At 62.8% G+C, this 26,710-nt stretch carries 25 protein-coding genes; 10 read left to right on the forward strand and 15 right to left on the reverse strand.

Translation table 11 applies throughout. The features are described 5' to 3' along the window. The first annotated feature begins 29 nt into the window (after positions 1 to 29). Positions 30 to 1,754, forward strand: a complete 1,725-nt coding sequence (locus QMG56_RS03985) for a class I adenylate-forming enzyme family protein (RefSeq protein ID WP_281821295.1) — start codon at positions 30 to 32, stop codon at positions 1,752 to 1,754. Between the two features lie 20 nt (positions 1,755 to 1,774). On the opposite strand, the gene ssb is transcribed toward QMG56_RS03985, so the two are convergent. The 5 genes from ssb to QMG56_RS04010 form a co-directional block, all read right to left on the reverse strand. Continuing rightward, complete coding sequence (gene ssb / locus QMG56_RS03990) at positions 1,775 to 2,323, reverse strand: single-stranded DNA-binding protein (RefSeq protein WP_281821296.1); 549 nt, start codon at positions 2,321 to 2,323, stop codon at positions 1,775 to 1,777. Between the two features lie 27 nt (positions 2,324 to 2,350). After that, entirely contained in the window at positions 2,351 to 4,210 is a 1,860-nt protein-coding gene (locus QMG56_RS03995) for a ferrous iron transporter B (protein ID WP_281821298.1), read from the reverse strand. Then, on the reverse strand, positions 4,207 to 4,464 hold the full coding sequence (locus QMG56_RS04000) for a FeoA family protein (RefSeq protein ID WP_281821299.1): 258 nt from the start codon (positions 4,462 to 4,464) through the stop codon (positions 4,207 to 4,209). Before QMG56_RS04000 ends, QMG56_RS03995 begins: the two co-directional genes overlap by 4 nt. 81 nt (positions 4,465 to 4,545) lie before the next feature. After that, on the reverse strand, positions 4,546 to 5,208 hold the full coding sequence (locus tag QMG56_RS04005) for a COQ9 family protein (RefSeq protein ID WP_281821300.1): 663 nt from the start codon (positions 5,206 to 5,208) through the stop codon (positions 4,546 to 4,548). Positions 5,209 to 5,217: 9 nt separating this feature from the next. Continuing rightward, positions 5,218 to 6,114: a DMT family transporter gene (locus QMG56_RS04010; protein WP_281821301.1), complete on the reverse strand. Its 897-nt coding sequence runs from the start codon at positions 6,112 to 6,114 to the stop codon at positions 5,218 to 5,220. Positions 6,115 to 6,183: 69 nt separating this feature from the next. Here QMG56_RS04010 and QMG56_RS04015 point away from each other — a divergent pair, with 69 nt between their 5' ends. After that, positions 6,184 to 7,278 carry an alkene reductase gene (locus QMG56_RS04015; RefSeq protein ID WP_281821302.1) on the forward strand — a complete coding sequence of 365 codons (1,095 nt, stop codon included), beginning with the start codon at positions 6,184 to 6,186 and terminating at the stop codon, positions 7,276 to 7,278. A gap of 48 nt (positions 7,279 to 7,326) precedes the next feature. Here QMG56_RS04015 and ribH read toward each other — a convergent pair whose 3' ends face one another. The 8 genes from ribH to QMG56_RS04055 all read right to left on the reverse strand — a co-directional run bounded on the left by ribH (position 7,327) and on the right by QMG56_RS04055 (position 15,300). Next, entirely contained in the window at positions 7,327 to 7,746 is a 420-nt protein-coding gene (ribH, locus tag QMG56_RS04020; protein ID WP_230186635.1) for a 6,7-dimethyl-8-ribityllumazine synthase, read from the reverse strand. 11 nt (positions 7,747 to 7,757) lie between these two features. After that, positions 7,758 to 9,041 (reverse strand): 3,4-dihydroxy-2-butanone-4-phosphate synthase, encoded by a 1,284-nt coding sequence (ribB, locus tag QMG56_RS04025; protein WP_230186636.1) that lies wholly within the window; start codon positions 9,039 to 9,041, stop codon positions 7,758 to 7,760. A gap of 77 nt (positions 9,042 to 9,118) precedes the next feature. Continuing rightward, the gene (locus tag QMG56_RS04030) at positions 9,119 to 9,727 is read right to left on the reverse strand and encodes a riboflavin synthase (protein WP_281821304.1); all 609 of its coding nucleotides are present in this window, start codon (positions 9,725 to 9,727) and stop codon (positions 9,119 to 9,121) included. A gap of 9 nt (positions 9,728 to 9,736) precedes the next feature. Then, the gene (gene ribD / locus QMG56_RS04035; RefSeq protein ID WP_281821305.1) at positions 9,737 to 10,720 is read right to left on the reverse strand and encodes a bifunctional diaminohydroxyphosphoribosylaminopyrimidine deaminase/5-amino-6-(5-phosphoribosylamino)uracil reductase RibD; all 984 of its coding nucleotides are present in this window, start codon (positions 10,718 to 10,720) and stop codon (positions 9,737 to 9,739) included. Positions 10,721 to 10,731: 11 nt separating this feature from the next. Continuing rightward, positions 10,732 to 11,301, reverse strand: coding sequence for a hypothetical protein (locus QMG56_RS04040; protein ID WP_230186638.1), 570 nt, complete (start codon positions 11,299 to 11,301; stop codon positions 10,732 to 10,734). Between the two features lie 148 nt (positions 11,302 to 11,449). Then, positions 11,450 to 12,118, reverse strand: a complete 669-nt coding sequence (locus tag QMG56_RS04045) for an energy transducer TonB (protein WP_230186639.1) — start codon at positions 12,116 to 12,118, stop codon at positions 11,450 to 11,452. A gap of 195 nt (positions 12,119 to 12,313) precedes the next feature. Then, entirely contained in the window at positions 12,314 to 13,648 is a 1,335-nt protein-coding gene (gltX, locus tag QMG56_RS04050; RefSeq protein ID WP_281821306.1) for a glutamate--tRNA ligase, read from the reverse strand. After that, a complete protein-coding gene (locus QMG56_RS04055; RefSeq protein ID WP_281821307.1) occupies positions 13,645 to 15,300 on the reverse strand; it encodes an NAD+ synthase in 1,656 nt (551 codons plus the stop codon). Before QMG56_RS04055 ends, gltX begins: the two co-directional genes overlap by 4 nt. Before the next feature lie 118 nt (positions 15,301 to 15,418). Here QMG56_RS04055 and QMG56_RS04060 point away from each other — a divergent pair, with 118 nt between their 5' ends. Then, entirely contained in the window at positions 15,419 to 16,354 is a 936-nt protein-coding gene (locus QMG56_RS04060) for a ribose-phosphate pyrophosphokinase (RefSeq protein ID WP_230186642.1), read from the forward strand. 23 nt (positions 16,355 to 16,377) lie between these two features. Here QMG56_RS04060 and QMG56_RS04065 read toward each other — a convergent pair whose 3' ends face one another. Continuing rightward, positions 16,378 to 16,611, reverse strand: a complete 234-nt coding sequence (locus QMG56_RS04065; protein WP_281821308.1) for a hypothetical protein — start codon at positions 16,609 to 16,611, stop codon at positions 16,378 to 16,380. A gap of 101 nt (positions 16,612 to 16,712) precedes the next feature. Here QMG56_RS04065 and hisN point away from each other — a divergent pair, with 101 nt between their 5' ends. Further along, positions 16,713 to 17,498, forward strand: coding sequence for a histidinol-phosphatase (gene hisN / locus QMG56_RS04070; RefSeq protein ID WP_281821309.1), 786 nt, complete (start codon positions 16,713 to 16,715; stop codon positions 17,496 to 17,498). Between the two features lie 3 nt (positions 17,499 to 17,501). Here hisN and QMG56_RS04075 read toward each other — a convergent pair whose 3' ends face one another. After that, complete coding sequence (locus QMG56_RS04075) at positions 17,502 to 19,664, reverse strand: AsmA family protein (protein ID WP_375713639.1); 2,163 nt, start codon at positions 19,662 to 19,664, stop codon at positions 17,502 to 17,504. A 158-nt stretch (positions 19,665 to 19,822) separates the two neighbouring features. Here QMG56_RS04075 and rpmI point away from each other — a divergent pair, with 158 nt between their 5' ends. The 6 genes from rpmI (at position 19,823) to QMG56_RS04105 (ending at position 26,650) form a co-directional block, all read left to right on the forward strand. Next, the gene (rpmI, locus tag QMG56_RS04080; protein ID WP_230186645.1) at positions 19,823 to 20,026 is read left to right on the forward strand and encodes a 50S ribosomal protein L35; all 204 of its coding nucleotides are present in this window, start codon (positions 19,823 to 19,825) and stop codon (positions 20,024 to 20,026) included. Positions 20,027 to 20,039: 13 nt separating this feature from the next. Continuing rightward, entirely contained in the window at positions 20,040 to 20,405 is a 366-nt protein-coding gene (gene rplT / locus QMG56_RS04085) for a 50S ribosomal protein L20 (RefSeq protein WP_104951758.1), read from the forward strand. 89 nt (positions 20,406 to 20,494) lie between these two features. Beyond that, positions 20,495 to 21,574, forward strand: coding sequence for a phenylalanine--tRNA ligase subunit alpha (gene pheS, locus QMG56_RS04090; protein ID WP_281821310.1), 1,080 nt, complete (start codon positions 20,495 to 20,497; stop codon positions 21,572 to 21,574). Continuing rightward, entirely contained in the window at positions 21,571 to 23,994 is a 2,424-nt protein-coding gene (gene pheT, locus QMG56_RS04095; protein WP_281821311.1) for a phenylalanine--tRNA ligase subunit beta, read from the forward strand. Before pheS ends, pheT begins: the two co-directional genes overlap by 4 nt. Before the next feature lie 102 nt (positions 23,995 to 24,096). Next, positions 24,097 to 24,969 (forward strand): aldose 1-epimerase family protein, encoded by an 873-nt coding sequence (locus QMG56_RS04100; RefSeq protein ID WP_281821463.1) that lies wholly within the window; start codon positions 24,097 to 24,099, stop codon positions 24,967 to 24,969. Positions 24,970 to 25,072: 103 nt separating this feature from the next. Beyond that, entirely contained in the window at positions 25,073 to 26,650 is a 1,578-nt protein-coding gene (locus QMG56_RS04105) for a peptide chain release factor 3 (RefSeq protein ID WP_281821312.1), read from the forward strand. Positions 26,651 to 26,710 lie beyond the last annotated feature (60 nt).

Below are 26,710 nucleotides of genomic sequence, written 5' to 3' on the forward strand. Positions count from 1 at the left end.
TAAGCACAAGACCAAGTGGAGAGAGCAGGATGGCGGACATTAGCGAAAGGCAGGATATTTCTGCCCGGCTCGACCGCGAAATGGACGATGCGATTGCCCGGATGACGGCCGCGCCCGACGGTCTGTTGCAACTCGGTACGATCGAGCAGCGCGGCGTGATACTGCCTTATGTGGTGTCCGCGCCGCAGACCTTGCCTGCATTGTTCGCGACCTATTGCGCGCATTATGGGGACCGCGAATTTCTGGTCGATGGCGATGAACGGCTGACCTTTGTGCAGGCTTACGCAGCGGCGCGTCGGGCTGCCGGGGGGCTGGTTGCGGGCTATGGCGTGCAGAAGGGGGATCGCATCGGCCTTGCCGCGCGCAACGGTGCGGGCTGGGTCATCGCCTATATGGCGATCTGCATGGCGGGCGGTATCGCGACGTTGCTCAACGGCTGGTGGGGCGGCAACGAACTCGCCGAAGCGGTGGTCGAAACGGGGTGCAGCATCGTTATCGCCGACGGTCGCCGCCATGCAGCGCTGGCCGAATGCGGGGTCGCCCATGGCGCGCGAATGATCCGCATCCGGCAGACCGTGGCGACGTCCGAAGGCCTTGCCGAACTCACCGAATTCGGTGGCGATGAAACGACGCCTTTGCCCGATGTCACACCGCAGGACGATGCCACGATATTGTTCACTTCCGGTTCGACGGGGCGCAGCAAAGGCGCGCTGTCGGATCATTGCGCGGTGGTGCAAGGCACGCTCAATTTCGTGAGCGCGACGGTGAGCGTGCTCGACACGTTTACCCGGCGCGGTGCCCCGCCCACCCATCTGCCCGCGACATTGGTCTGCGTCCCGCTGTTCCACGTAACGGCAGAAATTTCGGTCCTGTTGCAGAGCTTCTTTATCGGGCGAAAGCTGGTGATGATGGCGAAATGGGACGCCGAAGACGCGATGCGACTGATCGCGCGGGAGCAGATCACCTATTTCATCGGTGTGCCGCTGATGAGCTATGAACTCGCCACCCATCCCAAACGCGGGAGCTACGATCTTTCTACGCTGAAAGACGTAGCCTCAGGCGGCGCCCCCCGTCCGCCCGAGCAGGTGCGACGGATCGCGGAAGAATTGACGGGCGCCTATCCCGTCATCGGATACGGCCTGACCGAAACCAATGCCGTGGGATGCGGCAATTTCCGCGACGCCTATCTCGCCAAGCCCGCCAGCACGGGGCGCGCGACCAAGCCGCTGACCGAAGTCGCCATCGTCGATCCGGCGGGCGGCCATCTGCCCATTGGCCAGACGGGTGAAATCGCCATCCGCAGCGTCGCGAATATAAAGGGATACTGGAACCGCCCGGAAGACACTGCGGCGTTGTTCACGCCGGACGGCTTCGTGCGGACCGGCGACGTGGGATATATGGACGACGATGGCTATGTCTTCATCGTCGACCGGATCAAGGACATCATCATTCGCGGCGGCGAGAATATCGCCAGTCCCGAAGTCGAATCGGCGCTGTACGCGCATCCCGCCGTGCAGGAGTGCGCGGTGTTCGGGCAGAGCGATGCGCGGCTGGGTGAAGTGCCAGTCGCTGTGGTCCATCTGCGCGAAGGCACATATGCGACGGCGCAGGAGCTGGGCGACTTTCTGATAACCAGACTGGCCGCGTTCAAACGGCCCGCCCGGATATGGATCTTGCCCGATCCCCTGCCGCGGCTTGGCACCGAGAAGGTGGACAAGCGCGCGTTAAAGGAGGCTTACGCGATCACCAACTGACCGGTAAGCAGCCCGTTCGATCAGAACGGGACTTCGTCGTCCAGATCGTTGCCGAAGCTGGGTGCACTGCTGCCCCCACGCGCGCCGCTGCTGCTGCTGCGACCGCCGCCACCGCCGAAGTCATCGTCATAGCCGCCGCTGCTTGCGCCGCCGCCCCAGCTATCGTTGCCGCTGGAGCGTCCGCCACCGCCGCCGCCCTGACCGCCGCCGCCACCGGGTGCGCCGTCCAGCATGGTCAGGACCGAGCCAAGACCCTGCAGCACGACTTCGGTCGAATAGCGGTCATTGCCCGACTGATCCTGCCACTTGCGGGTGCGAAGCTGTCCTTCGATATAGACCTTGCTGCCTTTGCGCAGGAAGCGTTCGGCGACGCCGACCAGACCTTCTGAAAAAATGGCGACCGTGTGCCATTCGGTCTTTTCCTTCTTCTCGCCGGTGTTGCGATCCTTCCAGCTTTCGGAGGTCGCGATGCGCAGGTTGCACACCTTGCCGCCGTTCTGGAAGGATTTGACTTCCGGATCGGCGCCCAGATTGCCGACGAGAATGACCTTGTTAACCGAGCCTGCCATGATGCCTCCGAAAGCGTAAAGCGGGCCTTATAACCCCGCAGCCGTAGCAATCCAGAAGGTAATGCCCGCCGCGCAATATGCGAGGGCAAAAAGATAGCCGACCATGAACGCAGGCCAGCGCCAGCCATTGGTTTCGCGGCGCGTGACGGCAATCGTCGATATGCACTGCGGCGCGAAAACGAACCAGGCGAGGAAGGCCAGCGCAGTCGGCAGCGACCAGCGCCCCTTGAGCCGGTCGCCCAGCGAGCGTTCCAAAGCGGCCTCATCGTCATTGGCTTCGAGCGAATAGACAGTGGCGAGCGCAGACACCGCCACTTCGCGCGCGGCCATTGCGGGGATCAGCGCCAGCGAAATGTCGCGATTGAACCCGATAGGCTCCATGACGACGTTGAGACCGCCCGCAATCCGTCCGGCGATGCTGTAATCGACCGGCGATACATTGCTGCCGACCGGCGGCTTGGGGAAGCTGAGCAGCAGCCACAGGATTACGGTGGACGCAAAGATGATCGTCCCGGCGCGCTTGAGGAAGATGACGGCGCGCTGCCACAGGCCGATGAGGATGTCCTGTATCCGGGGGAACTGATATTTCGGCATTTCCATCAGGAAGCCGCTGCTTTTCCCCTTCGTCACTGTCACGCGCAGGATCAGCGCCACGATCAGCGCGCCGATGATCCCGGCGACGTAGAGTATGAATAGTACCAGCCCCTGCAGGCCGATGCCGGGTCCGACCGACCGCGCCGGAATGAACGCGCCGATGATGACGGCATAGACCGGCAACCGCGCGGAGCATGTCATCAGCGGGGCGATGAGGATCGTCGTCAGCCGGTCCTTGGGATCGCTGATCGTGCGCGTCGCCATGATGCCCGGCACGGCGCAGGCGAAGGAGGACAGCAGGGGAATGAATGCACGGCCCGACAAGCCGACACGCGCCATCAGCCCGTCCATCATGAAAGCCGCGCGCGTCATATATCCCGTCGCTTCCAGCATCAGGATGAAGAAGAAGAGAATCAGGATCTGCGGCAGGAAGACGATCACCGATCCGACGCCGTTGATCACCCCATCGACCAGGAAGGAGCGGAGCAGACCATCGGGCAACGCAGCGGAAGCTGCATCGGCTGCGGCGGCGGCCCAGCCTTCGATCATCGTAATCGGTGGCTGCGACCAGGCATAGACAGCCTGAAACATCACGAACAAAAGGGAAAGCAGAACGACGAGGCCCATCACCGGATGCAATGCAACCCGGTCGACTGCCGCCGTGAGCCGCCGCGACGCCGTTTCGGTCACGATGGCCGCACGTGCGATGCGTCGCGCTTCTGCGCGCCGTGCGTCGAATCCAATATCGGGCACTGAGGGCCGCAACTGGCGCGGTCCGCCATCCAGCATTCCCTCCAGTGCGCCGCGTAGATGATCGAGACCGCGCTTGCGCACCGCGACGGTTGCGATCACCGGCACGCCCAGATCGGCCGAAAGCGTATTGGCATCCAGTTCAAGACCGTCGCGCGTTGCCAGATCGACCATGTTGAGCGCCACGATCGTCGGTAGCCCCAGCGCGATCAGTTCCAGCGCAAAACGCAAATGGTTGTCCAGATTGGACGCATCGACCACGATCACCAGCGCATCGGGCAGGCGTTCCCCTTCCTGCCGTCCCAGGATCACGTCGCGCGTCACCTGTTCGTCCGGGCTTGTGGGATCGAGGCTGTAGGTGCCGGGCAGATCGACCAGCTCCACCGGGCGGCCATCGTCGAGCGATATACGCCCCGATTTCCGCTCGACCGTCACGCCGGGATAATTGCCCAGCTTTTGCCGCGCGCCGGTCAGCGCGTTGAACAGGGCGCTTTTGCCGGCATTGGGATTGCCGACCAGCGCAACGAGCGGGATGGCGGTCATTGCGTGGGTGTTTCCGGCCCGCTGCGCACGTCTATCGCTTCGGCATGATTGCGCCGCATCGCAATCGTCATGCGTCCGACCTTACAGGCCAGCGGGCCGCGACCCATCAGGCCACCGCGATGCAACGCTTCGATGCTGGCGCCTTCGCACACGCCGAATTCGCGTAGACGCTGACCTTCGGACGCGGACAGTACGCTCCAGTCGACACTGTCGATATAGCCGGGCTGGCGCAGGGGGAACAGGTGAAGTCGCAAGGATTGGACCTTAAAGGATCGGTTGGTTGCGACTGATTATCAATAACTGACCGCTTGCGCCAGTGGCTTTGTCAGATGGGCCTAAACAGCCGGGTAGCGCAAACGTCCGATGAATCGCGACAGGCTGAGCCGACGATCCTTGTCGGGGATCAGCCCGGCCTTTGCCTTTTCAAAGCGCATGATGCCGTCGATCCGCCGGGCGAGGAACGCGCGGGTCTCCGTCTGCCCTTCGCTTTCGTCGTCGATGAACGCCAGCAGCGTGGCGGCATAGACGCCGCCCAGGATCGTGCGCTTGCTGTAATGATTGTAATCGGTCGCCACATCGCCTGCCAGCCGCCACATCGCATCCGCCGCGCGCCAGCCGAGCTTTACCGAACGCGGCAGATTCTGCGGCATCGCCAGAATATTAAGGGCACGGCGCAGCGATTCGCGATCCGGCGCAAGGATGTCCAGACGCGCTTCGACCAGCGCGGCGATGCGTTCGCGGATTTTCATGGCTGCCAGCGTCTCGGCGGGCAAACGTGCGGTCATTTCCGCGTCGACGGAGGCGAACCATGCGTCGATCATTGCGACCGGCCCATCGCCGAAAGCCAGTTGCGCTATGGCCGGATCGACCTGCGCCTGCGCCGCCGCGTTGGCGACCGCAGCGGCGCGCCAGCCGTCAAAGGCGGCGTTGCGCGCGACTAGCGGTGCGAGCGCATTGCGCAGTTCATCCAGAGTCGGGTCGTGGGGTATGTCGATCATTGCGCCAATCTAGGCGCGCAGGGGGAGCCGGACAAGGACCAAGGCAATGGCGATCGCTATGGCGCCGATGGCGTCGGTGACGGTCAGCGTCTCGTTGAAGACGATCCACCCGGCAAACGCGCCGATCATCGGCTGCACCAGCAACGTCAGCCCGATGATCAGCGGCGGAAACCATGCCAGCGCATAGACGATCAGCCCCTGACCGATGACCTGGCTCAGCATCGCCAGCGCGATGACCGGGGTCCAGTCGGTCGGCAGGATCGTTTCCCCCAGCATCAGCGCGAAAATCAGGATCGGCACGGCCCCGGCTATCGTGGATGCCGCCAGCAGCGACCAGCTATCCAGCGCCTGCCGCGCGCTTTGGATGGAAAGGATATAGCCGGTGTAGAGAATGCCCGCAGCAATGCAGAGCATGTCGCCCCTCAGATAACGCGGCGACAGTTCGTAGCTGTTGCCCATCAGCAGGGCGGTGCCTGCAATCGCCAGCACGATGGCAATGGCCTGCACCAGGGCAGGGCGCTGCCGCAGGACGATAATGCCCCAGATCGGCAGCAGCAGGCTGGTGACATTGCCGAACAGCGTGGCGTTGGCCACTTTCGTCTGCACAATTCCGGCATGCCAACTCGCCAGATCCGCAGCGAAGAACAGGCCGCCCAGCGCGATGATAAGCCAATATTGCCGCCCGACCCGCGTCAGCCCTTTGCCTTTCCATTGCGCCAGGACGATCAGTACGGGGATGGCCAGGAACAGCCGCCAGAACCCCGCAGCTACTGGCCCGGTATCTGCAAAACGCACAAGCAGCGGCCCGAAGGCCAGCGCGACATTGCCGGCCAGCAGTGCCAGAAATGCAAATCGCGGCGTTGCGGGCGCAATGGAATCGGTGGGGGGTACTATTGAAACGGTCATCCGCAGTCCCTAGCTGGCAGACAACCGGAAGTCCCGTTGCAATTTGCAACCAAGTTGGAGTTTAGCTGTATGTCGTCACCTAGCCTGTTCGATCCTATCCGATTGGGAGCGATCCACGCGCCCAACCGCATCCTGATGGCGCCGCTGACTCGCGGTCGCGGTACGCAGCAGCATGTGCCTACGCCGATGATGATCGATTATTATGCGCAGCGCGCCAGTGCCGGCCTGATCATCACCGAAGCGACGGGGATCAGTCAGGAAGGTCTCGGCTGGCCCTTCGCGCCCGGCATCTGGACCGACGAGATGGTCGAAGCGTGGAAGCCCGTAACCGATGCCGTTCATGGCAAGGGCGGCCGGATCATGATCCAGTTGTGGCATATGGGGCGGATCGTCCATCCCGATTTCCTCAATGGCGCGCCGCCGGTCTCGGCCAGCGCGACGACGGCGCCCGACATGGCGCACACTTATGAAGGCAAGAAGCCTTATGCCGAAGCGCGCCCGCTCGAAGTGTCGGAAATCCCCCGCCTGCTCGAAGATTATGCCCATGCGACGCGCAACGCGATGCGTGCCGGTTTCGACGGTGTGCAAATTCATGCCGCCAACGGCTATCTGATCGACGAGTTTCTGCGCGACAGCAGCAATCTGCGTACCGACGAATATGGCGGCAGCCCGGAAAACCGTGTGCGCCTTTTGCGTGAAGTCACGCAGGTGGTGGTCGGTGAAGCAGGCGCGGATCGCACCGCAGTCCGCTTGTCGCCCAATGGCGAAACGCAGGGTGTGATCGATTCCAACCCGGCAAGCGTCTTTGGCGTCGCTGCGCAGGCCCTCGACGCCCTCGGCATCGCTTTCCTCGAACTGCGCGAACCGGGGCCGGGCGGAACATTCGGCGCCACCGATCAGCCGCGCCAGTCACCGCTGATCCGTCAGCATTTCAAGGGGCCGCTGGTGCTCAACAGCGATTATGACAAGGCGCGCGCGCAGGCGGATCTGGACAGCGGGTTGGCCGACGCCATCGCCTTCGGTCGCCCGTTTATCGCGAACCCCGATCTGCCGGAGCGTCTGTCTCTGGACGCTCCGCTGGCCGATTCGCCGATGGCGACCTGGTACAGCCAGGGTCCGGAAGGCTATATCGACTATCCTGCGCTGGCGAAAACCGACGCATAAGTCAGTAACGGATCGGGAAGCCTTTTGTGGCTTCCCGATCCTTTTTCTTCAGGCGAAGCGTTCGCGGATGGCGAGCATGGCCATCGCTGCCTTGGCCGCTTCGCCGCCTTTGTCCTTCTCGGTCATGCGCGCACGCGCCAGCGCCTGCGCTTCGTTCTCGACCGTGATGATGCCGTTGCCGATGGCGATCCCGTCCATCGACAATGCCATCAGGCCGCGCGCGCTTTCGTTCGATACGACTTCGAAGTGGTATGTTTCGCCGCGAATGACGACGCCGATGGCAATGAAACCGTCATAGCGTCCGCTTTCCGCCGCCATGCCAATCGCGCCGGGAATTTCCAGCGCGCCGGGAACGGTCAGCACTTCATGCTTGTGTCCCGCTTCCTTCAGGGCGGCGACGGCCCCTTCGATCAGCATGTCGTTCAGATGGTCGTAGAAGCGGGCTTCCACGATGAGAAACTTGGCCATGTCGCTATTCCTTAATCGATGGGACGTTCGCCGACGACGGCCAGGTCATAGCCGTCGAGAGCGATAAGGCTGTGGCGGCTGTTGGTCAGCAGGATCATGTCGTGCACCCCCAGCTCCGCCAGGATCTGCGCGCCTACGCCATAATCGCGCAGTTCGTCCATGTCGGCCGATGTCGCCTGATTCGCCGCTTTCATCTGGAACATGCGCGTAAATGCATCGGGCGCATTGCGATTGAGAACCACGACGATCCCTGACCCGGCGTCACCAATGATCTTCATGGACCGGGCGAGCAAGCCGCTACGCGGGCTGTTCTCACCAAAGGCATCCACAAATGGCGATAGCTGGTGCATCCGCACCAATGTCGGCTGGTCGGGATCGACCCGGCCTTTCTGAAGCACGACCTGTTCGGTCTCGGTCGCCTTGTTGAAGAAGGTCATCGCCTTCCATTCGCCGCCCCACTGACTGGTAAAATTCACTTCAGTCAGCTTTTCGACCAGGTGATCGTTGCGGCGGCGATAGGCGATCAGGTCGCGGATGGTGCCGATCTTCAACCGATGCTTCTGCGCAAAGGGGATGAGATCGTCGAGACGCGCCATGGTGCCATCGTCCTTCATGATCTCACAGATCACGCCCGAGGGGTTAAGCCCGGCAAGACGCGACACGTCCACCGCCGCTTCGGTATGGCCGGTGCGAACGAGGACGCCGCCGGGACGCGCCACCAGCGGGAAGACATGGCCGGGGGTCACAATGTCTGCCGAGGTCTTGCCTGCGTCGATGGCCACCGCGATGGTGCGCGCGCGGTCGGCGGCGCTGATCCCGGTGGTCACGCCTTCGCGCGCTTCGATCGAGACGGTAAATGCCGTTTCATGCCGGGTGCCGTTGTGGCGGCTCATCAGGTCAAGGCCCAGTTGATCGACGCGCGTCTTGGTAAGCGCGAGGCAGATCAGGCCGCGACCGTGGGTTGCCATAAAATTGATTGCGTCGGGCGTCGCCATCTGTGCGGGGATGACCAGATCGCCTTCATTCTCCCGGTCTTCATCGTCGACCAGAATGAACATGCGGCCGTTGCGCGCTTCGTTGATGATTTCTTCGGGCGTCGCCAGCGCAGTGCCGCCTTCGCGCTGCAACAGATAGGCTTCCAGCTTGCCCAGCGTGTCGGCGGTCGGGTTCCAGTCGCTTTCGCCCAGGCGGCGCAGGCTGTTCGCGTGCAGGCCAGCAGCACGGGCAAGACCGGAGCGCGATACGCCGCCATCGGACACAAGATGACGAAGCGTATCGACCAAATTCGTATTCATGAATAGACCCTTTGCTGGCGCGACCAGAGCGCTCAGATCAGGTAATCACATTATAATGTGATTGCAAGCCCCCACCATCACATTGCGCGAACGGCCAGCATCCGGTCGAGATAGCGCGCAAGCACATCGATCTCCAGATTGAAACTGCGACCGGCGGGCAGGTCGTTCAACGTGGTTTGCTGCGCCGTGTGCGGAATGATGTTCAGGCCGAAATGCACGCTGCCGTCCGGCTGATCCTCTATCGTGTTGACGGTCAGGGAAATGCCATCGACCGTGATCGACCCTTTCGCTGCCAGACTGGCCGCCAGCGCCGCCGGTGCGGCAATGGTCAAACGTGTGGAGTCGCCTTCGCGAAGCGCCGATACCAGCGTGCCGATGCCATCGACATGCCCGGTCACGATATGACCGCCCAGTTCATCGCCAACCTTCAGCGCCCGCTCAAGGTTGAGGCGTTGCCCCTCGACCCATTGTCCCGGTGCGGTGCGCGAGAGGGTTTCCGCAGATACATCGACTGCGAACCAGTCCGCGCCTTTCTCGACAACCGTCAGGCATACGCCCGAACAGGCAATCGACGCGCCGATGGCCACGCCTTCCATCTCATAGCCGCAGCCGATGGTGAGGTGCATGTCGCCACGATTCTCGATGGAACGAATGTGGCCGATGTCGGTGATGATGCCGGTAAACATGGCTTTCCCCTAAGCGTTGCGGAGGCGCGCGTAAACCTCCAGCCGATCCGGCCCCAGCATCCGGCTGTCGGTCAGGCGCCACCGGCCATGCGCGGCGTCCAGCCGGTCCAGCCCGATGTCGCCAATTGCCGCGCGGCCTTCGCCGATCAGGATCGGCGCACGATAGAGCAGGAGGCGATCCACCAGATCCGCACGCAGAAATGCCGCCGCCGTTGCCGCCCCCCCTTCGACCATCAGATGATCGACATTGGGCAGGTCGGCGATATCCTGCGGATCGCGAATCGCGGTCCACCCGTCGGGCGGTGCGCCGCTGCCCAGCATGATCGGGCGGGGGGAGCGCGCTTCAAGACCGGGCAGGCGCACGTCGAGCCGGGGCGTGTCGGCACGAACCGTGCCAGCGCCGACCAATATGGCGTCATGGCGTGCGCGTTCCATATGGGTATGCGCGCGGGCAGCGGGTCCGGTGATCCAGCGGCTGCTGCCGTCGGGCAAGGCAATGCGCCCATCCAGCGACAGCGCCAGTTTGAGGGTGACATGCGGGCGCGCCGTCGTCTGGCGCAGGAAAAATCCCGCCATGGCATCACGCGCTTCGGTGGCCATCACGCCGGTTTCGACGGTTATATCGCGCGCCTGCAGCAGGGCGATGCTTTGCCCGTCGGTGCGGGGATCGGGGTCGCGCGCCGCCACCACTACGCGCGCCACGCCGGATCGGATCAACAGGTCAACGCAACGCGGGCCGCGCGGCGACAGGTGGAAACAGGGTTCCAGCGTGACATAGGCGGTCGCGCCGTGCGCCCGGTCGGATGCTTGCTGCAAGGCCTGCGCTTCGGCATGGGGACGCCCGCCGGACTGTGTCCAGCCGCGCCCGACGGCATGCCCATGGCGCACGATCAGGCAGCCGACATTGGGGTTGGGGGTGGACAGGCCTCGGCCACGCAGCGACAGGGCAATCGCGGCCGCCATGAACCGGCGATCTTCGGCAGGGGTGGGCATATGCAACGGGCTTATGGCTGGCCCGATTTCTGTACGCCTGATTTCCCGGCGTCCGATTTTTGCGCGACGGTTTTGGGTGCCATTGTAGCTTCCAGCGCCTTGGCCTTGGCGAGTCGGGCATCGAGCAGCGCGTTGATCTCTTTCAGCGCCTTGTCCCGCTTTACGGCGTTGCGTGCCGCTTCCTCGCGCCATTCGATGCCGGTCATGTCGGCCAGCGCCTGCATTTCCTTCTGCTTTTTCGCCAGCATCAGTTCGCCCTTCGCCAGATCGGCCTTCTGCTTGGCGATAATCACGGCGTCGGACCGGTTCGCGTCCCAGCTCTGCACATAAGTGATCTTGTACCGTTTGGGCCCGGTATTGGTCTTCGCATCCAGCACGAACGCCCACATGATGACCCATGTCACTGCAGCGGCCACCCCCAGCAGCGGCCATTTATGCGCGCGCGGTTGCGCGAAATACGACCAGAAGTCGCCCAGTGCGCTCTTGGGGGAAACAGGTTTGGGAAAGATCGACATGCTGTTCAATATAAGGGATCGCCGGGCCGGATGCAAAGCGCAGGTGTCGATGCGGTCTGCTGACATAAAAATCGTCCGATCTGTGACCCGCGTCACGGTAATGCGGCGCAACCTGCGTAGAAGGGCCTTGCGACCCGAGAGGCGCCTTCTAGGCGCGTCTTACCTGACCCGGCGGCTGTCAAAAGCCGCCGGGTCTTTTTATGTGAGCCGCCTTTCAGCTTAGCTGGAAATGCACCGTCATCACCTTTTCCGAAGCGACCGAAACGCCATCGCGAGTCGCGGCGCGGAACCGCCATTTGCGCATCGCCTGAGCGCGGGTGGCTTCCCAGAAGGCATCGGTGGTGGCGAAGATTTTCTCGATATCGGTCACCCGGCCATCGGCGCCGATAGTGACGCGCACGGTGACTTTCCCTTCCTCCTGCGCGCGCTGCATGGCGGGGGGATAGTCCGGCTGAAAATCGCGCATGTACCGCGGATCGGGGGAAACGGCGGTGAGCACCGGATTGCGCGGCGAGTCGATAATGCCGGGATCGAACGGTTTGATGTCGACGGAGTCGAACTTGATTGGCGTGCCGGGATTGTCGATCGCGGGTTTGAAATCGAATGTCGGGTCGGGAACGAACGGGCGGTTATCCGCTTGCGCCGGCTGGGGCTTGGTGGCTGCCTTTTGCTCCACCACGACTTCGGGCGGGTCCTGAGGCAAAGGGATATTCTTGATGAAAATAGGCGTTGGCAGAATTGTTTTGATCATCTGCGCAGGGATCAGGAAATATCCACCGACCAATATCGCATGAACGGCAATCGTACCGGCAATGCCGACCCGCGAAGGGGCGGAACCGGTGTAACCTTGCGCGGCATAGGCGCTTTTACGGGAAAGCAGCATCCTCTCATCCTCCATCCTGTGGATTATCGATCCGACCGCTTTCGGCCTGAACCGCAATGCAATGTTACAACATTTCATTTAAGCGGCAAGCGGTTTTATTTTGGCGGTGAGATGCGTGCCGATAGGAGGCTGTACGTACAGATCTGTGCGTACAGAACTAATTTTACGTGTCGACTTATTGGCTTTAATATCGGCTCAAACGGCCAGCCGCAGCCGTTCGATGGCTTGCGCACGGCCGATCAGCGGCAGCAAAGCGCCCATGTCCGGCCCATGATCCTGCCCCGTCAGTGCCCGTCGAAGCGGAAGGAACAACGCCTTGCCCTTGCGCCCGGTGCTGCTTTTGAGGGCATCGGTCAGCCCGCGCCACAGCGCATCGTCATCGGGCAGTCCCGCCAGGCTGTCTGCCGCTTCCGCCAGAAACGCCCGGTCATCGGCTTCTGCTGCTGGCGGCGCGAACGGCCCGGTCACGACCGCCCACCAGTCGGCAGCCTGCGCCAGCGTTTCCAGATTGGGACGGATCGCCAGCCATCCCGCTTCGGTCATACCCGTGGGCAGACGCGCCGCGACATCGGCATAGTCCAGCAGATGCAGCACCTTCTGGTTCAGCGTCGCCAGTTCGCCTTCGTCGAAGCGCGCCGGTGCACGCCCGAAACGCGCAAAATCGAATGTCGCGATCAGCGGCGCGGGATCGGCCACCGGCTCAACCGGATCGCTCGTGCCAAGGCGCGCCAGCAGGGCGACCAGCGTAACCGGCTCGATCCCCGACTCGCGAAAGGCAGATACGCCCAGCGACCCCAGCCGCTTGGACAGCTTGCCCTCTGCGCCCGTCAGCAACGCTTCATGCGCAAATGCGGGCGGCGTCGCGCCCAGCGCCAAAAACATCTGAAGCTGCGTCGCGGTGTTCGACACATGATCCTCGCCGCGCACGACATGGGTGATGCCCATGTCGATATCGTCGATCACCGACGGCAACATATACAGCCACGAGCCGTCGGCACGGCGGATTACCGGGTCCGACAGCAGCCTGGGATCGAAATGCTGATCGCCGCGAATAAGGTCGGTCCACGCAATCGGCACGTCATGATCCAGCTTGAACCGCCAGTGCGGGCGGCGGCCTTCCGCTTCCAGCGCGGCAATCTGCTCCGGCGTCAGCGCCAGCGCGGTGCGCTCATAGACGGGCGGCAAGCCGCGCCCCAGCAGCACCTTGCGCCGCAGGTCGAGTTCCTCGGACGTTTCGTAGCAGGGATAGACCCGGCCCGACGCACACAATTCCGCGAGCCGCGCTTCGTAGAGCGCGAATCGGTCCGACTGGCGCTCCACGGCATCGGGGTCCAGTCCGAGCCAAGCCAGATCGGCGTGGATCGACTCGACATATTCCGCCCGTGAGCGTTCCGCATCGGTATCGTCGAGGCGCAGCAGGAAGCGCCCGCCATTCTTCCGCGCCCACATCCAGTTGTGCAGCGCCGCGCGGATATTGCCGACATGGAGATGGCCGGTGGGCGACGGCGCGAAACGGGTGGTGATGGTCATAATGTTCTGAACGCATTCGTAATGGGATAGCGCCGGTCGCGCCCGAAATTGCGGGTGCCCAGCTTCACGCCGGGGGGTGCCTGACGCCTTTTATATTCCGCGACATAGAGCAGCCGTTCGATCCGCGCGACCGTATCCCGCTCGAAACCGCGCGCCGTCAGTTGATCGACGGACAATTCCTCCTCGACCAGCCCGTGCAGGATCGGGTCAAGCACTTCATAAGGCGGCAGGCTGTCGTCATCGCGCTGATTGTCGCGCAGCTCGGCAGTTGGCGGCTTGGTAATCACTCGCTCGGGCATGACGGGGCCGGAGGGGCCAAGGCCCAGCGACGGCACCGCCTCGTTCCGCCAGCGCGACAGGTCGAACACCGTCGTCTTGTAGGCGTCCTTCAACACCGAATAACCACCGGCCATATCGCCATAGATGGTGGCATATCCGACCGACATCTCGCTCTTGTTGCCGGTCGTCAGCAGCATGGGGCCGAATTTGTTACTGATCCCCATCAGCGTGACGCCGCGAATGCGCGACTGGATGTTCTCCTCCGCCAGATCGCGGTCGCGTCCTTCGAACACGCCCGCCAGCATCGTGTCGAACGCGGCGACCGCTGGCTCGATGGGTATCGAATCGAGCCGAACACCTAGCAACCGCGCGCATTCGGCGGCATCGTCCAGACTGTCCTGGCTGGTGAAGCGCGAGGGCATCATCACGCACCACACCCGGTCGGCGCCCAGCGCATCGACAGCGACCGCCGCCGACAGCGCGCTGTCGATCCCGCCCGACAGGCCCAGCACGACACCGGGAAAGCGATTGCGGTTCACATAATCGCGCAGGCCCAGCACCATCGCGTTATACGTGTCCTCAGGATGCGGATCGAGCGCATGGATATCCCCCGGCGCGCAATGCCATGTGCCATCGCGCTTTTCCCAATGGGTGATCAGCAACGCTTCTTCCCAATCGGGCATCTGGTGCAGCGTCGTCAGGTCCGCGCCCATGACGAAGGAGGCGCCATCGAACACCAGTTCGTCCTGCCCGCCGACGCGATTGAGATAGGCTATGGGTAATCCGGTTTCCTGCACCCGCGCTGCGCACACCTGATGCAGGCGGCGGTCGTCCTTGCCGATTTCATAGGGGCTGCCATTGGGGGTAATCAGAATTTCCGCGCCTTGCGCCTTCAGATGCGCGGTCACGAACGGGAACCACACATCTTCGCAGATCGGCAGGCCCAGCTTTACGCCGCGAAACTCGACAGGCTCGGGCAGGGGGCCGGGGGCAAACAGGCGCTTCTCGTCGAACGTGCCGTAATTGGGCAGCTCGCGCTTTTGCCGTATGGCGGTGATCTCGCCGCCATCCAGCATCGCGACGACATTGAACAATACGCCATGCGCTGCCACCACTGTGCCGACCAGCATTGCAGGCCCGCCATCCGCGGTCGCCTTGGCCAACCGCTGCAACTCGATCCCCGCGCGCTCCACCAGCGCAGGCTTCAGCACCAGATCTTCGGGCGGATAGCCGATCAGTTGCAGTTCAGGATACACGATAAGGTCCGCACCCTTCGCGCGGTCCCGCCATTCCAGCATGGCGTCGGCATTGGCAACGAGGTCGCCAACGGACTGTGTAAGCTGGGCGAGGGCAATCGTAAGCGTGTTCGTCATGGCGCGCCCGTAGAGCATTTTGGCGTAACGCGCAAAAGCGCCTTTCCTACCGGACCCCTCCTCGCTAAAGGGGCGCCGAGCAAGCGCGTCACAGAAACGTCACGGGGTTCCTACGGCCATGAAATTGATGACGGGTAATTCCAATCTGCCTTTGGCGCGCGCCATTGCAGACTATGTTGAAATCCCGCTGACCAACGCAAGCGTCCGTCGCTTTGCCGATGAAGAAGTTTTCGTGGAAATCCATGAGAATGTTCGCGGCGAAGACGTGTTCGTGATCCAGTCGACCAGCTATCCGGCGAACGACAATCTGATGGAGCTGCTGATCTGCATCGACGCGCTGAAACGCGCATCGGCCAAGCGAATCACAGCGGTCCTTCCCTATTTCGGATATGCCCGCCAGGATCGTAAACCCGGTCCGCGCACGCCGATCTCGGCCAAGCTGGTTGCGAACCTCATCACTGTGGCAGGCGCCAATCGCGTGCTCTCGGTCGACTTGCACGCAGGCCAGATTCAGGGCTTTTTCGATATTCCGACGGACAATCTGTTCGGTGCGCCGGTCATGTCGGCCGATATTCAGGCGCGGTTCGGCGACCGCAACATCATGGTTGTGTCCCCGGACGTGGGCGGCGTGGTCCGTGCACGTGCGCTGGCCAAGCGATTGGACAACGCACCCCTCGCCATCGTCGACAAGCGCCGTGAGCGTGCAGGCGAATCCGAAGTGATGAACATCATCGGCGATGTGAAGGGCCGCTTCTGCGTCCTCGTCGACGACATCGTCGATTCGGGCGGCACGCTCTGCAACGCTGCCGCGGCGCTGCTCGAAGCAGGGGCGGAAGACGTGGTGGCTTATGTTACCCACGGCGTGTTGTCCGGCGGCGCCGTTGCGCGCGTCAATGCGTCGAGTCTCAAGGAACTGGTGATCACCGATTCGATCATGGGCACCGAAGGCGTCCAGACATCGGGCCGCATCCGCCAGTTGCCGATTGCGCCGCTCTTGGGCGAAGCGATCAAGCGTATCGCGGACGAAAGCTCGGTTTCCAGCCTGTTCGACTAAAGCGTCTGCCGTCAGTCGCTTGTTTACGGTCTGAGGAGGACCAGCGGCAGCGCCAGAACCATCGCAAGGCAGGCCATGATGCGCGGCTTGGCCGTAATGCCGAAAGGCGCATCGGCCCAGAAGGCGGGGCAGGTCAGAAACGCTGCGAACAGCAAGCCATTCGCGATTTCATAGGTATGACTAAAGGGCATGTCCTGCCGCAAGGCCAACCCGCCCAGCAGCGCCGCTGCACTGATGATCCATCCGACAAGTGCCATATGCCCGTCCCTTCACCGCATAAGAACGGCATTGCGCGTCACAAGCTTAGGGATCGCGCAACTGTCTTGCTATCCTTGGCCCGTCGCGCGAAGGAGCAGGGATGACCACACGCGACGATCTTACCCTCGCTCACCGTCTGGCCGATGCGGCTGGCGAAGCGATCCGGCCCTTTTTCCGGGCGCGCTACGATACGGAGTTCAAGGCGGACAAGTCGCCCGTGACGGAGGCCGACCGCGCCGCCGAAGCCGCGATCCGCGCGATCCTGGAAAAAGAGCGCCCGAACGACGGCATCATCGGTGAGGAATATGGCGCAACGCGCGAAAATGCCGAGCGCATCTGGATTCTCGATCCCATCGACGGGACGAAAAGCTTCATCGCCGGGCGCCCGATCTTCGGAACGCTGATCGCACTGACGCAAGCGGGATGGCCCACCATCGGCATCATCGACCAGCCCATCGCCAAGGAACGCTGGGCGGGCATGATCGGTCAGCCGACTACGTTCAACGGGAAGCCCGTGACCACACGGACCTGCCGCAGTCTGGACGAAGCGATCCTTGCGACAACGGGCCCGCAATATTTCTCCGGCTGCACAGGGGAGCATTTCGCCGTGCTGGCGGGGCAATGCCGGGACACCGTGTGGGGCGGCGACTGCTATAACTACGGACTGGTCGCTTCCGGCCATGTCGATATTGTGGTCGAGGCCGGGTTAAAGCTGCATGATATCGCTGCGCTGGTCCCGGTGGTCGAGGGCGCTGGCGGGCGCATGTGCGACTGGGCAGGCGAGCCCATCGATTCGGATGGCGACGGACGTGTCATCGCAGTAGGCGATGCGGCACGAGTGGACGATGTGCTGGAAGCGCTGGCGCACGGACACGCCGACCACTGACGCTCAGAAGATACCGAGAAACTTCTTCTTCTGATCCTTGCGCTCGCCGCGGTTCGACGTGCCGTCTTCCGATTTGGCCGTGGTGCCACGCCCCACATCATCGCGCTGTTCGCCCTTGGTCGTGCGCTGCGACAGGGCATTGGCACCAGCGAGGACCGGGCCACAAGCGGTGCTCTTCGCATCGCCCACATCGACAAACGCCAGCAGCCCGGCGACGGGCGTGCCGATCAGGCTAAGCCCCAATCCTACACCTGCGCGGCTGAGCAATTCGGGACTGATCGCGGCGTAGGACGGCTTGGCGAAATAGCCGCCAATGCCCACAGGCGACTGGCCCGCAAACAGGCTGAATTTCTTGCTGTCCGCACGGAAGGCGAGATCGATATTCTCGTTCCGGAAACTGAAACCGCCGCGCCCGGTCATCACATTCTTGCGCGTGTCGATCAGTATGGGATCGGCTGCGGCAACGCCTTTCCTGACAGTAAAGGCAATCAGCCCGCAATTGATCTGCACGGGTTCCTTCAGCTTATCCTCGAACATCTTCTGCACGAACGTGCCGATATCGAGTTCCGACAATTGAATGTTGCGCGCCCACATCGCACCGGCGGGCAGAATGACGGCAATGCGTCCATCGGCATTGGCCAGCGACTCGTGCACCGAATCGCCTGCGCCCGTCAGCAGCAAGCGGCCTTTGATCGTGCCGGTGGTCCCCGATTCCTCCACGCCCCAGCCGCCCAGCAGTTTCCCCATAGGCGTCGGCGACAGGCGAATATCGTAAGTCGTCTTAACCGGCGTACCGCGCGCATTGATGGTGATGTCGGACGACACGAAGCCGCCCGCCATGTCGAAGTTCAGCGGGGATAGCGCCAGCAAGCTCTTGTCGAGCTTAACCGTCAGGTCGATGTTCCGCAGCGGCAAATTGTCGCCCCGGACCCTGCGGATCTTATACACCACGTCAGCGTCGAACGCGCGGATGGATTCGATCTTCAGCGATGCATCGGGCAGGAGACGCGGCCGCCCCGCCACGGTTTCGACCATCCCGTCCGCGCCCTTCGCCTCCAGCTTTGCCGGATCGTAGCCCATGAATGGGGCCACATCGATCATGTGGAGAACGTCGGTCGCTATATTGGCCTTTATATATAGTCGTCCTTTGGGCAGCGAGACCGTCATCCGCCCTGCCAGATCGCTATCGCCAAAGCGCCCCTTGATTCGCGTGAAGCGCCATTCCTCGCCTGCTTTGGTAAGGTCGGACGTAAAGCGGAAGCGCCGCGTATCGGGCAGCGTGGCGCCCAGAAATTCGAACAGGATCGCAGCATTGGGTCCGGTGGTCAGTAACTTGAGATCGGACCCTTCAAGCTCGGTCAGCCCCGGCAAAGTGCCGACGACGTTCAGCCTGGTGTCGCCTGCCGCCGCATCGATCACCAATTGATTGCGCCCGCCGACCACGGTTTCATTGGGCGACAGCATCCCGCCGCGCATGGTGAAAGGCTTGCCGCGCATCGTGCCGTCGCCAGTAAAGCGCACGTCCTGCGCAAAGCGCGTGTCGCGCGCCTGCACCGTGTCGAAGGCCAGATCGGCAGAAAAGAACATCTGCGGATCGCGATAGCGCAACGCCGTCCCTGCGATCATAGCCCGCTCGATGACCGGCAGTTCCAGGGGCTTACCCGGCTTGTCAGGATCGCCCATCGTCCAGGTGTTGGTCTTGTGCGCGCGGTCCCATTCAAAATCCGCGTCACCCTTTTGCAGAAGGAGCGACACGACCCGGCGCTTGTCCCCGAAAATCAGGCTGAACGGCTGTATTCGCGCGTCGATCCGGTCGGCGCGGAACAGATGCGGCTTGCTCGCCCAGGCCGGATTGGAAATGCTAAAATCGTCGGCCAGAAACTTGATGCGAATCGGCGCGAAATAAAGCTGGAAATCACCCCCGACCTTTACGTCCCGCTGCAGCGAGGAGGACAGGATGCTCTGGAACGGGCTTTTCAGGAACCGCCCTTTGGTAATGAACAGGATGAGCCAGACCGCAAACAGCGCGAAGACTATCCAAAGCACGATCCGCGCCGCCAGAGGCAGCCGCCGCCAGCGTTCCCGTGTGGCACGGGCGTGGTAACCCACATTGCGGCTTCCCGTCATGGGCTGGGCAGGGGGTACGGAATCGGGCATGGCGGTCATAACGCATAGGCAAGGGATTCGGTCCAGCCTTGCGTTTGCGCGGCTTCCCGCATATAGGCGCGCGTTCCCACGGGCCTCGTGCCTGCGGGAATTGATGGGACGGACCGGCCAGTAGGGCTGCCGCGTCAGTCCATAATCGTCAAATCAAGGAGACGAAAATGCCCAAGCTCAAGACGAAGAGCGGTGTGAAGAAGCGCTTCAAGTTCACCGCCACCGGTAAGGTCAAGCACGGCTTTGCCGGCAAGCGCCACCGTTTGATCTCGCATAACGCGAAATATATCCGCCAGAACCGTGGCACTTCCGTGCTGTCCGAGGCCGACGTCGCGCACGTCCGCCTCTGGGCACCCTACGGCCTGAAGTAAGGAGTAGAGGACTATGGCACGCGTAAAACGGGGTGTAACCACCCGCGCAAAGCATAAGCGGATTCTGGAACAGGCGAAGGGCTATTATGGCCGTCGCAAGAACACGATCCGTATCGCCCGTCAGGCCGTCGAAAAGGCCGGCCAGTACGCTTACCGCGATCGCAAGGTAAAGAAGCGCAGCTTCCGCGCCCTGTGGATTCAGCGCATCAACGCCGCCGTGCGTATGGAAGGCCTGACCTATGGCCAGTTCATGCACGGTCTGAAGCTCGCAGGCGTCGATCTGGACCGGAAGGTCCTGGCCGACATCGCGATGCATGAAGGCGCCGCATTTAGCGCCATCATCGCCCAGGCGAAGGCAGCGCTTCCCGCAGCGGCGTAAGCCAAGGCGAGAAACGAATCCAAAGGGTGCCGGGGCAGATGCTTCCGGCACCCTTTTTCTTTGCCCGCAATTAGGATAGCGGACGCGGCATGACCGAAACAACAGCACTGAAATCCGGCCTGCTGGCCGACATCGCGGCGGCCAATAATCTGGCCGCAGTCGAGGAACTGCGCGTAGGCGCTCTGGGCAAGCAGGGTGTCATTACCGCGCTGCTCAAGACGCTGGGCGGTATGTCCGCGGACGAGCGGCTCGAAAAAGGCCCGGCCATTCAGGATCTGCGCGAATCGGTGACCGCCGCGATTGCAGAGCGCAAAGCCACGCTGGAGCAGGCCGCGCTCGACGCACGCCTCGCGTCCGAAAAGCTGGACATGACGCTCCCTGCGGACATCGGCCCGGTCGGCAGCGTGCATCCCGTCAGTCAGGTGATGGACGAACTGGCCGAAATCTTCGCCGATCTGGGTTTCTCGGTCGCGACCGGTCCGGAGATCGAGGACGACTGGCACAATTTCACGGCGCTCAACATTCCCGAAACGCATCCTGCGCGCGCGATGCACGACACCTTCTACTTCCCCGATGTGGACGGCGCTGCACAGCGGATGCTCCTGCGCACGCATACCTCCCCGGTGCAGATTCGTACGATGATGACCCAGAAGCCGCCGATCCGCATCATCGCGCCGGGCCGTGTCTATCGGTCGGACAGTGACGCGACGCACACGCCGATGTTCCATCAGATCGAGGGGCTGGTTATCGATCGCGGCATCACGCTTGGGCATCTCAAATGGACGCTCGAAACCTTCCTGAAGGCCTTTTTCGAAAGGGACGATATCGTTCTGCGCCTGCGCCCCAGCTATTTCCCGTTCACTGAACCGTCGGTCGAAGTCGATGTCGGCTACACCATGGTCAATGGCCAGCGCGTTATCGGCGGCAGCGACGGCTGGCTCGAGGTGCTCGGCAGCGGCATGGTGCATCGCAAGGTGATCGAAGCCTGCGGGCTGGACCCCGAAGAGTGGCAGGGCTTTGCCTTCGGCACCGGCGTCGACCGACTTGCCATGCTGAAATATGGCATGACCGACTTGCGCGCCTTCTTCGATGGCGATCTGCGCTGGCTCAAGCATTACGGCTTCTCGGCGCTCGACGTACCCACTTTGAGCGGAGGAGTCGGCGCATGAAGTTCACCCTGAGCTGGCTCAAGGAGCATCTGGACACCGACGCCGACCTGACGGCGATCCTCGAAGCGCTGACCAATGTCGGCCTCGAAGTCGAAGGGGTCGAGAACCCTGCTGACAAGCTGGGCGCGTTCCGCATCGCCAAGGTGCTGAGCGCCGCCCCGCATCCGCAGGCCGACAAGCTGCAGGTGCTGAGCGTCGATGCAGGCAATGGCCCATTGCAGGTGGTCTGCGGCGCACCCAATGCGCGGGCGGGCCTCGTCGGCGTGTTCGGATCGCCCGGCGCGACGGTGCCGTCCAATGGCATGGTCCTGAAAGTCGCGGCCATCCGCGGCGTCGAATCCAACGGCATGATGTGCAGCTTCCGCGAACTGGAACTGGGCGAGGATCATGACGGGATCATCGAACTGGCCGAAGACGCGCCGGTGGGTCAGGTCTATGCGCAATGGGCGCAGCTTGACGATCCGGTGATCGACGTCAGCATCACGCCCAACCGGCAGGATTGCATGGGCGTGCGCGGCATCGCGCGCGATCTGGCGGCTGCGGGTCTGGGCACGCTCAAGCCGCTCGACGAAGTCGTTGCGGGTCTTCCCCCGATCATGCAGCAGGGTGCAGGCCCGGATGTGCGGACCGACGATGCAGCGGGCTGCCCGGCCTTTTACGGTCAGGCCGTGCGCGGCGTGAAGAACGGCCCCTCGCCGGAGTGGCTCCAGCATCGGCTGAAGGCCGTGGGGCAAAAGCCGATCTCCGCGCTGGTCGACATCACCAACTTCGTGATGTTCGGGCTGGGTCGCCCGCTTCACGTCTATGACATGGCGAAGCTCTCGGGCGGGCTGGTCGCGCGCAAGGCGAAGGACGGCGAAAGCGTGGTCGCGCTCAACGGCAAGACCTATACGCTCACCGACGGCATGACCGTGATCGCCGACGATGCGGCGGTGCACGACATCGGCGGCATCATGGGTGGCGAGCATTCGGGATGTTCGGACGACACCACCGACGTGCTGATCGAATGCGCCTATTTCGATCCCGAGCATATTGCCCGCACCGGCCAGAAGCTGCTGCTGACCAGCGATGCGCGTACCCGCTTTGAGCGCGGCGTCGATCCCGAGTTCCTCGACGAGGGGCTGGCGATCGCCACAAGGCTGGTGCTGGCGCTGTGCGGGGGTACGCCCAGCGAAGTGACTCGCAGCGGTACGCCGCCGAAGGTCGGCCCGGTTGTCGGCTACGATCCGGCGCTCGCCGAAACGCTGGGCGGCCTTGCTGTACCTCAAGAGCAGCAAGTCGATATCCTCAAGAGCCTGGGCTTCACCGTTCAGCCGCTGGACGGCAATGGCGACCCGGTGGAGATGGGCGAAGGTTTCGAGGCGTTCCGCGTCACCGCACCCAGTTGGCGCCGCGATATCGACGGACCCGCCGACATTGTCGAGGAAGTGATCCGCATCGCGGGCATCGACAATGTCCCGTCGGTGCCGCTGCCCCGCACGCCCGGCGTCGCGACGCCGACTGCCACGCCCGAGCAGAAGCTGGAGCGCCGGGTGCGCCGCGCCGCGGCCGCGCGCGGGCTGAACGAAGCGATCACCTGGTCCTTCCTGTCGGAGAAGGAAGCCGCCGCAGTCGGCGGTGGCGACTGGACGCTGGCCAATCCGATTTCGGAGGACATGAAGGTCATGCGGCCTTCGCTGTTGCCCGGCTTGCTGTCGGCGACGCGACGGAATGTGGATCGCGGTGCGTCATCGGTGCGTCTGTTCGAAGTCGGGCGACGCTACTTTGCTGATGGCGAGCGCGCTACCGTCGGCTTCGTGCTGGCGGGTGAGAAGACCGCGCGTGGCTGGCAGACGGGCAAGGCGCAGGCCTTCGCTGCCCATGACGCAAAGGCCGAAGTGCTGGCGTTGCTGGCGGAAGCCGGTGCGCCGGTCGCCAACCTCCAGAATTTCGGGGATGCCAGCGGCGCCTATCATCCCGGCCAGTCGGGCACGTTGCGATTGGGGCCGAAGACGGTGCTTGCCGAATATGGCGTGCTGCACCCCAACCTTGCCAAGCAGTTCGGCTTGTCCGGCAGCGTAGTCGTGGCGGAAATCTTCCTCGACGCCGTGCCGCTCAAGCGCAAGAGTGGCTTTATGCGCGCACCCTTCACGCCGCCCGCCTTGCAGGCCGTGAAGCGCGACTTCGCGTTTCTTGTGCCGAAAGCGGTAGAAGCCGATGCCCTCGTCCGCGCAGTGAAAGGCGCGGACAAGAAGAGCATCGTCGATGCGCGCCTGTTCGACGTGTTCGTCGGCCCGGGCGTCGATGAAGGTTTCACATCGCTGGCGGTGGAGATTACCCTTCAACCGGGCGAGAAGAGCTTCACCGATGAAGAACTGGGCGCGATCAGCGCGGCAGTGGTGAAGGCTGCGGAAAAGCTGGGCGGGGCATTGCGTGGGTGATACGCTGTTCCGTCACCCCAGCGAAAGCTGGGGCCTCAGGCAATGGCGCACGACCAAGAGGCACGCGACCCCGGCTATCGCTGGGGTGACGGGATTAGGCTTATGATCGAACTGCATTCCGACACCCTCTCCGCTACCGTTAACTCGTTGGGCGCAGAACTCTGGTCGCTCCGCGACGCGGATGGTCGCGAACTGATGACCGATGCCGATCCGGCCTTCTGGACCGGCCACGCGCCTTTGCTTTTCCCTTTCGTCGGGCGTCTGCGGGAAGATCGCTATCGCGTGAACGGCGCGGAATACACGCTGCCGCAGCATGGCTTCGCCCGCAAACGCGACTTTGCACTGGTCGAAAGCGACGGTACATCCGCGCTCTTCCGACTGGAAGCGGACGACGCCACGCGCGAAAATTACCCCTTCGACTTCCGCCTCGACATGGCCTTCGCACTCACCGGCGCGACGCTGGCGATGACCGCGATCGTTGGCAATTGTGGCGACACGGATATGCCGTTCAGTTTCGGTTATCATCCCGCTTTCGCCTGGCCGCTGCCTTACGGTGCAGACGTAAACGCGCATCGGGTTATTTTTGAAAAGCCCGAACCCGCGCCCATCCGCAAGGTTGGCCACGAAAAGGGTTTAATCGCGCTGGAAAGCGTGTCCTCGCCGGTCGAAGGCAATGTGCTGGTCCCGACCCACGACATGTTTCGCGGCGATGCGCTGATCTGGGATCATCTGGAAAGCCGCAGCCTGACCTGGGGCGCCCCCGCCACGCCGCATCTGAAGATCGACTTCCCCGACACGCCCTGGCTCGGCCTGTGGCAAGTCCCCGGCGCACATTATCTGTGTGTTGAGCCTTGGGCTGGGATGGCCGATCCGGTAGGTTTTGCCGGTGATGTGTGGGACAAGCCGGGGGTGATCCGGCTGGCTCCGGGCGATAGCCAATCGTTTCGGATGGATGTGACGCTCGTCGAGAATTAGCCTTGCCTCGTCACCCCTGCGAAGGCAGGGGTCCCGCTTGAACTTGCACCCCGCCAGAATAGCGGGATCCCTGCGAATACAGGGATGACGAAGAGAAGAAAACATGACCATCCCATCCCGCCGCACCTTCGCGATCATTTCCCACCCCGACGCGGGCAAGACCACGCTGACGGAAAAGCTGCTGCTGGAAGGCGGCGCGATCCATCTGGCGGGCGAAGTGAAGGCGCGCGGGGCGAACAGGCGCGCTCGGTCCGACTGGATGAAGATCGAGCAGCAGCGTGGCATTTCTGTCACCTCCTCGGTCATGACGTTCGAGCGGACACGCGATGGCGAGACGATCACCTTTAACCTGCTCGATACGCCGGGGCATGAGGATTTCTCGGAGGATACCTATCGCACGCTGACGGCTGTCGACTCCGCCGTGATGGTGATCGACGCCGCAAAGGGCATCGAACCGCAGACGCGCAAGCTGTTCGAGGTGTGCCGGATGCGCAACGTGCCCATCATCACCTTCGTCAACAAGGTGGACCGCGAAGGCCGCGACACGTTCGATATCATCGACGAAGTGGCCGACGCATTGGCGCTCGACGTTGTGCCGATGAGCTGGCCTGCGGGCATGGGTGGCGAGTTCGAAGGCGTTTACGACTTCGCCACGCATCGGCTTATGCAGCCGACCGGCCCCAGCAAGGAGTTCGAAGGCGAGCGGCATCAGTTCACCGGGCTGGACGATCCCCGGCTCGCCGATTTCCTTTCGCCCCGCGCTTTGGCACGGCTGCGCGAAGAAGCGGAACTGGCGCAGGGCGGCTACAGCGCGTTCGATCTGGCGGCGTACCGGCATGGCGATCTCACCCCGGTTTATTTCGGGTCGGCGCTCAAGAAATTCGGCGTAACCGAATTGATCGATGCGCTTAGCGCCTATGCCCCACCGCCGCGTCCGCAACCTGCCGAGCCCGAAGCCGTGGAGCCCGAGCGACCGGACGTGACGGGTTTCATCTTCAAGGTGCAGGCGAATATGGACCCGCAGCATCGCGACCGCATCGCGTTCATGCGGCTCTGCTCCGGCAAATTCCGGCGTGGTATGAAGCTGACGCCTTCGGGCAGCGGCAAACCGATTGCGGTCCATTCGCCGATCTTGTTTTTCGCGCAGGACCGCGAGCTGGCTGATGAAGCTTATCCCGGCGATATCATCGGCATCCCCAATCACGGTACGTTGCGCGTCGGCGATACGCTGAGCGAGAAGGCCGATGTACGCTTCACCGGCCTGCCCAACTTCGCGCCGGAAATCCTGCGCCGTGTGCAGCTTAAAGACCCGACCAAGACCAAGCAGTTGCGCAAGGCGCTGGATGACTTGTCCGAGGAAGGCGTGATTCAGGTGTTCTATCCTGAATTTGGCAGCCAGTGGATCGTCGGCGTCGTTGGCCAGCTTCAGCTTGAAGTGCTCATTTCGCGGCTGGAAGCAGAGTATAAGGTCGAGGCCGTCCTCGAACCTTCGCCGTTCGATACCGCGCGCTGGATTTCCGGCAGCGACGCTGCGGTGAAAGGCTTCGTCGAATTCAACCGCTCCAACCTCGCCACCGACCGTGACGGCAACAATGTTTTCATGGCCAAAAGCGCGTGGGACGTCGGTTACCAGCAGGAGCGCCATCCCGACGTGAAATTCAGCGCCACGCGGGAGCGGTAAGCCTGAACACCTTGCGCAGCCCAACACCGGCATGGCAATTCCGCCGGGTCTCCTTTAAGT

The organism is Sphingobium sp. BS19 (assembly GCF_027925545.1).
Taxonomy (GTDB): Bacteria; Pseudomonadota; Alphaproteobacteria; order Sphingomonadales; family Sphingomonadaceae; genus Sphingobium.